Below are 5,921 nucleotides of genomic sequence, written 5' to 3' on the forward strand. Positions count from 1 at the left end.
AACAACGTGACCCGTGTATTTGCGGCCATAGGTTCCTGGTTTGGGGCACGTTGGAACGATATAAAGAACGCCCTGGCCCAGGTGGCAACGTGGTTCCTTACCATGTTTACAAACGCCTACAACAACGTGACCCGTGTGTTTGCGGCAATCGGTCAGTGGTTCGGTGCCAGGTGGACGGAGATAAAGACCGCCCTTTCAAACGTCCCGGCCTGGTTCAAGACACAGTTTGACAACGCATGGACCAACATAAAGAACGCCTTTGCCAACGTGACTTCTTTCTTTTCCGGGTTATGGGATAAAATCAAGGGCTGTTTCGTGGACGTGGGTGTGAAAATCGGTTCCGCCGTTGGGGATGCCTTTAAATCGGCAATCAATAGCTGCCTTTCCACCATAGAGGGCGTGGTAAATAAATTCATAGGAATGATTAACGGCGTGATTGATGTAATCAATGAAATACCAGGCGTTTCCCTGGGGAAGATAGGCACCTTGTCATTGCCAAGACTGGCAAAGGGCGGCGTGTTGAGGGAGGGCCAGGCCATGGTGGCGGAAGCCGGCCCGGAACTTTTGAGCATGGTAAACGGAAAGGCGGTTGTAACGCCGCTTACGGGGAGCGCAAGGAATAAGGCCATGGAGAACGCCGGGAACGGCGGCGGTGGGTATGTGCAGAATGTGAACATCACAAGCCCCAAGGCGTTAAGTCCTTATGAGGTGGGCAGACAGACCAGGCTACAGACCAGGGCCATGATTTTAAGGATGCAAAGGGGGTAAATCCAGTGTCGGACATTAAAGTGATATGCACAAGCGACAAGAATGTGGCATTGACCTTTACCTGGGACGGGTTTACCCCGTTCCACCTGGTAGACATAGAGGGCATATACGGGATTGAAAGCAATGTGGTAACAAGCGAGAACACCACCACGGACGGAAGCACCTACCAGGGGGCAACGGCAAAGGAAAGAAACATTGTGCTGACCGTGGAAATGGACCAGGACTATAAGGAGAACCGAAACCTTTTATACCGCACGTTCCCCATAAAGCGGACCGGGACCATGCAGTATATAGAGGACGGGGAAGCCAAGACCATTGACTATGAGGTTGAAAACATCCTGCCGGGAGCCACAACGGGCGTGGTGCGTGACTATACCATTTCCCTAAAATGCACGGACCCGTATTTCAAGGACCTGGCAGACATTGAAGTGGTGATGGCTTCATGGGTGAGTGATTTCTTTTTCCCGGCGTGCTTCCCCAAAGAGGGCGTTATATTTGGGCACCGGGAAGCGGAACTTGTAAAGGAAATCGAAAATGACAGCGGTGCCGACAATATCGGAATTGTGGTAATCTTCCATGCGGACGGTGCCGTGAAGAACCCGGCCATATACCATGCCGAAAGCGGAGAGTTCACAAAGGTTGGGTATGCGGAGAACAATTTCACCATGGCATCCGGCCAGTACGTCATCATAAACACCTATACGGGGAAAAAGAACATATACCTTTTGGACGGCGTGACCCAGGCGGAGATTGAGAACCACAAGAACACTTACGGGGTGATTGATTGGGATGCCGTGATTGAGCGGTACGGGACCGTGATAAATGAATACCTGGATGAAGATGGGGACTTTATACAGTTGCAGGACGGGACAAACACCCTTACCTATTCGGCGGATGAGGGCGTGAACTACCTTTCCATATCTGTATATTACAGAATTTCATATTTGGGGGTGTAGGAATGGAGATACACGTCTATGACCGCAACCTTAGACGGTTGGGGCACATTGAGAACCACACGTCCCTACAGTGGCACAGAAAATATTATGAATGTGGGACGTTTGAACTTCATTGCCCGGTGACGGCGGAAAATCTTAGGCTTTTGAAGCCTGGGAACGTCATAACCAAAGGGGACAACAAACTGGAAGCCGCCGTGATACGGGGGGACCAGACGGAAGAGGAAAGCACGCTTGTAAATGAGATTACCAGGAACGGGAAGTTCCTGCCCGTGTACCTGGGGGACCGGCTGACCGGGCCGCTTTTCAATTACAGCGGAACCGTGGAAGATGCCATGCGCTTTATGTTGGGCAGGATGGCAGCAGTCCCCCTATTGCAGATTGCGGAGGGGACCGGGGACAAGACAAAGATACAGTTCCAGGCCACTTACAAGAACGTCCTGGAATACCTCACCAAACTGGCGAGGTATGCGGAAATAGGGTTCCGTGTGGTGCCGGATTTCAAGAAAAAGACCATGACCTTTGAAACCTACAAGGGGATAGACAGAACCCAGGCACAAGGGAAAAATCCAAGGGTCATCTTTTCGGAAAGCTACGATAATCTGAACCAGGCAAAGCACAATTACAGTGATGCCACAATGAAAACCAAAGTTGTTGTGGGAGGGGCCGGGGAGGGGCTAAACCGTATCTATGTGACCGTGGGCGGCGGAAGCGGTTTTGACTTACGGGAAGTGTTTTTGGATGCAAAGGACATAAACAAGGATGAACTGACGGAAGCGGCGTACATGGCCGCATTGCGGACCAGGGGGCAGGAATACCTAAATGAGAACAAGGTATTTGAAAATTTTGAAGCTGAAGCCGAAGCGGACGTGAATTTCATCTACCAAAAGGATTATGACCTGGGGGACGTGGTGACGGTAAAGAAGAAAAAGTGGGGCACTTCCCAAAATCTTAGGATAACGGAACTTTGCGAGGTTTACGAATACGGGGGGATGTATGTTGTGCCCACTTTTGGGGATGCCTTGCCCACGGCAATAAAATGGGACGATTAGAGGAAAGGAGGGAAAGACAATGGCAGTAAGAGGTTTCTTCTACAACGCCACGGATTTGAACGATAAGGAGCGAAGATACAACGGGCAGGACATGAACGAAGATAAAGCCCCTTTCTACAAAGAGGGCGTTGTATACGGCCATTTGCAAGTCACCGCAGGGGACGGGATGGAAGTCAAGGTGGATGGCGGAAGCCGGAAAGGGTACGCCTATATCAATCTTCACACCATACACAATACCGCCGTGCTTCCGCTTACCGTGAGCCAGGCAAGCGGAACGCTTCCCAGGATTGACCGGGTTATTGTGCGGAATGATGAAACGGAGCGCAGGCCGAGTATTTTTATCAGAGAGGGGGCATTTTCAAGCAAGCCGCAGCCGCCGGGGCTGATAAATAATGATGTAATCCAGGAAAAAAGCCTGGCCCGTATCTATGTAAAGGCCGGGGCGGTGGCAATTACCCAGGCAGACATAACAGACGAAAGGGCGGATGATTCCGTGTGTGGGTTCGTGGCTTCACAGTTCAAGGAACTGGACTTCTCACAATTCCTTTCACAGTTCAATGCCTGGTTCGCAGAAGAGAAAAAGGCAATGGAAAAAGACCACGCCGCCTTTGTGAAAGAGTATACCGAACTTATCCGGGATTTCACGGATGGCCGGGAAGCTGATTTGGAACAATTTAATGCCTGGCTTGCCAAAGAGAAAAAGGCAATGGAAAAAGACCGCCTTTCCTTTGAGGAAGAATATGCCAGGATGACAAGGGATTTCATGGAAACCCAGGCGGCGGAATGGGAAAAGTGGTTCCAGGGAAAGCAGGATGAACTTGCCGGGGACGTGGCCGGGAAATTGCAGTTGCAGATTGACGGCCTTAGAACGAAAGTACACAACATGGCGTTCAAGCTATGGATTGCCTACCGCCTGGAAAGCATCCAGGAAGCCGTGACCGTGACCCTTTCAAATGTAACCACGGGGAACGTCCAGACGGCGGATTTCACGGAAAGCGGCATTGGATTTTATATCACGGAAGCAGGGGACTACACCGTAAGGACCAATAAAGGGGGCGTTGTGGCAACGCCTAACAGATTTACGGTTGATAATGTGGACCTGATGCACACAATGACCGTTTCGTTGCGTGACGGGGCAGATAGGGGCTATATTGGCAATTATATGGGTGCATACATCCAAAGGCAGACGGTAAGGGTTTATATTGCCTATCTGTTGGAGAGCATCCAGGGAGCCGTTACCATCACCCTTACCAACACAACAACCGGGAGGGTGCAGACGGCGGCGGTTTCGGAAAGCGGCGTTGGCTTCCATATCCAGGAAGCCGGGGACTATATCGTGGAAACGGATATGGAAGCCGTGATGCCAATACCAAGGAAGTTTTCCGTTGGAAACGTGGACCATATGCCGCCGGGGCATACATTGACCGTTTCATTGCGTGAGTGTGCCAATATGGCCTACATAGGCAACTATATTGGAACCCATATATTAGGCTAAAAAAGAAAGCGAGGTAAGAAAGAGGATGAAAGGATTTCCTAAAGTAATCAAAACAAAGTCAGACCTGGTGAACACGTTCAAGATGGCGAAGAAAGGGAGCCTTAAAAAGGCGGATTGGTTGGAAGCCGTGGCGAAACTGGAAAACCAGAATTGGATTATGTGCCCGGTAATCAGTCTGTCAGAGGACAGAAAGGCGGTCACAATCATGTTCTGTGCGGAAGCGGCAGCAGGGCAGAGGGTGAAGAATGGGGCGGTTTTTCCGACCATACAGAGCGTTGAAACGGTGGAGGTGGATAAAAGTACCACCGACACGGAAAACGCCGCCACAGAGGGCCAGGAAGCGGCCAGGGAGGGCACGGAGAGCGGCCAGGCGGCAGCAGGGCAGAACACCGTCACCCACACCATACTGAACCTTTCCAAGGCCGTGAACATAGGCACAACGGAAATCGGCATCCCGGCGGCGGTATCGTTCTATGACCGCCTGGGGATTTCCAAAGAGGAAGTGGAGGAAATGAAAGGAGAATTGGAAGCATGAGCAGATTATTTGTGTATGACGAAAATATGTTGGATGAACGGGCGAAGATTACCGTTGCCAAGATGGCGGCCATTTCTGATATTGTGGCCCCGGAAAAGGCGTACATCCAGTACAGCGGACGGGGAGAAATCACGGTCACTGGCGGATGCGTGATTGCGGTGGGTGAAACGTCCGTGTTCAAGACGGCGGAAACCGTCCTTTCCAAGGAGAACCTGGACCAGGGAAGCGATTTCGCACATGGCAATGATTATTATATCTATATATGTGACCCCGGAACGGACAACCAGGATGAAAAGTATCTGATTTCCTTAAATTCCACGTTCCCGGACGGCGAGGGATGGGACGATACAAACACCCGTAAGATTGGCGGATTCCACTATGGCCGTGTGAGGAATACGGATGAATACGGCAGGCCAATCAATACATCCGGGGCGGTGAGGGGTGCCGGATGGGAGGGGAATACCCGTGTGGACATTATCCCTAATTCCGTATGGACCACGAAGCACCGCCCTAAATGTGACCCGTCCGGCATGGTATACCTGGGGAACGCTTTATGGGGTGACATTTACCTTTCCAGTGATGACGGGGCCAATGGGTTGCAGTCTGTATATTGCGGCACGCCTATCACGGGCACGGAGGGCCTTAACTGGTATATCGCAGGGGAACGGGCAAGGCGTGTGGGGAAACATTTGCCGGATTACATGGAATTTACAGTGGCAGCAGACGGAAGCCCCCAGGGGTTGGACGATTCCAACACAAACGGGTGGACGGCAACCGCAAACAAGGCAAGAACCGCCGTTGGGAACATTGCAAACGCCGTGAGTGCCTTAAATATATGTGACCTGGTGGGAAACGTGTGGAAATGGCTGAATGAACTGATACATGACCCTACGGCAACCACGGGAGCGTGGCAGGACCCCATGGCCGGGCAGGGTTACGGTCAATTGTGGATGTATTCGGCAACGGGCTTGCACGCCCTCGTTGGCGGCGGCTATTGGAGCTACGGCGTGCGTTGCGGTTCACGGGCCGTCGGTTGCGACGGTTACCCGTGGCACGTGCGCACGGGCGTTGGCGTGTGGTGCGTGTGTGACAGTCTGTAAATCTGTTGGGGACGGGCG

General features: G+C 51.9%; 5 protein-coding genes and 1 pseudogene. All 6 read left to right on the plus strand.

The window, feature by feature from the left end:
* Window positions 1–768, plus strand: a pseudogene (locus NFS35_RS28425) (phage tail tape measure protein); the annotation flags it as partial.
* Between the two features lie 5 nt (window positions 769–773).
* Window positions 774–1,724, plus strand: a complete 951-nt coding sequence (locus tag NFS35_RS28430) for a phage tail family protein (protein ID WP_251210318.1) — start codon at window positions 774–776, stop codon at window positions 1,722–1,724.
* 2 nt (window positions 1,725–1,726) lie between these two features.
* On the plus strand, window positions 1,727–2,773 hold the full coding sequence (locus NFS35_RS28435) for a siphovirus ReqiPepy6 Gp37-like family protein (RefSeq protein ID WP_251210319.1): 1,047 nt from the start codon (window positions 1,727–1,729) through the stop codon (window positions 2,771–2,773).
* A 19-nt stretch (window positions 2,774–2,792) separates the two neighbouring features.
* A complete protein-coding gene (locus NFS35_RS28440) occupies window positions 2,793–4,268 on the plus strand; it encodes a hypothetical protein (protein WP_251210320.1) in 1,476 nt (491 codons plus the stop codon).
* A gap of 25 nt (window positions 4,269–4,293) precedes the next feature.
* On the plus strand, window positions 4,294–4,803 hold the full coding sequence (locus tag NFS35_RS28445; protein ID WP_251210321.1) for a hypothetical protein: 510 nt from the start codon (window positions 4,294–4,296) through the stop codon (window positions 4,801–4,803).
* Window positions 4,800–5,903, plus strand: a complete 1,104-nt coding sequence (locus NFS35_RS28450; protein WP_251210322.1) for a phage major tropism determinant — start codon at window positions 4,800–4,802, stop codon at window positions 5,901–5,903. Before NFS35_RS28445 ends, NFS35_RS28450 begins: the two co-directional genes overlap by 4 nt.
* The last annotated feature ends 18 nt before the right edge of the window (window positions 5,904–5,921 follow it).

It is taken from the genome of Acetatifactor aquisgranensis, from assembly GCF_943193215.1.
GTDB classification, from domain to species: Bacteria; Bacillota; Clostridia; order Lachnospirales; family Lachnospiraceae; genus Acetatifactor; species Acetatifactor aquisgranensis.

Coding starts and splice junctions, on each gene's coding strand:
- NFS35_RS28435 (WP_251210319.1), top strand. CDS start 1,727: ATGGAGATACACGTCTATGACCGCAACCTTAGACGGTTGGGGCACATT.
- NFS35_RS28440 (WP_251210320.1), top strand. CDS start 2,793: ATGGCAGTAAGAGGTTTCTTCTACAACGCCACGGATTTGAACGATAAG.
- NFS35_RS28445 (WP_251210321.1), top strand. CDS start 4,294: ATGAAAGGATTTCCTAAAGTAATCAAAACAAAGTCAGACCTGGTGAAC.
- NFS35_RS28450 (WP_251210322.1), top strand. CDS start 4,800: ATGAGCAGATTATTTGTGTATGACGAAAATATGTTGGATGAACGGGCG.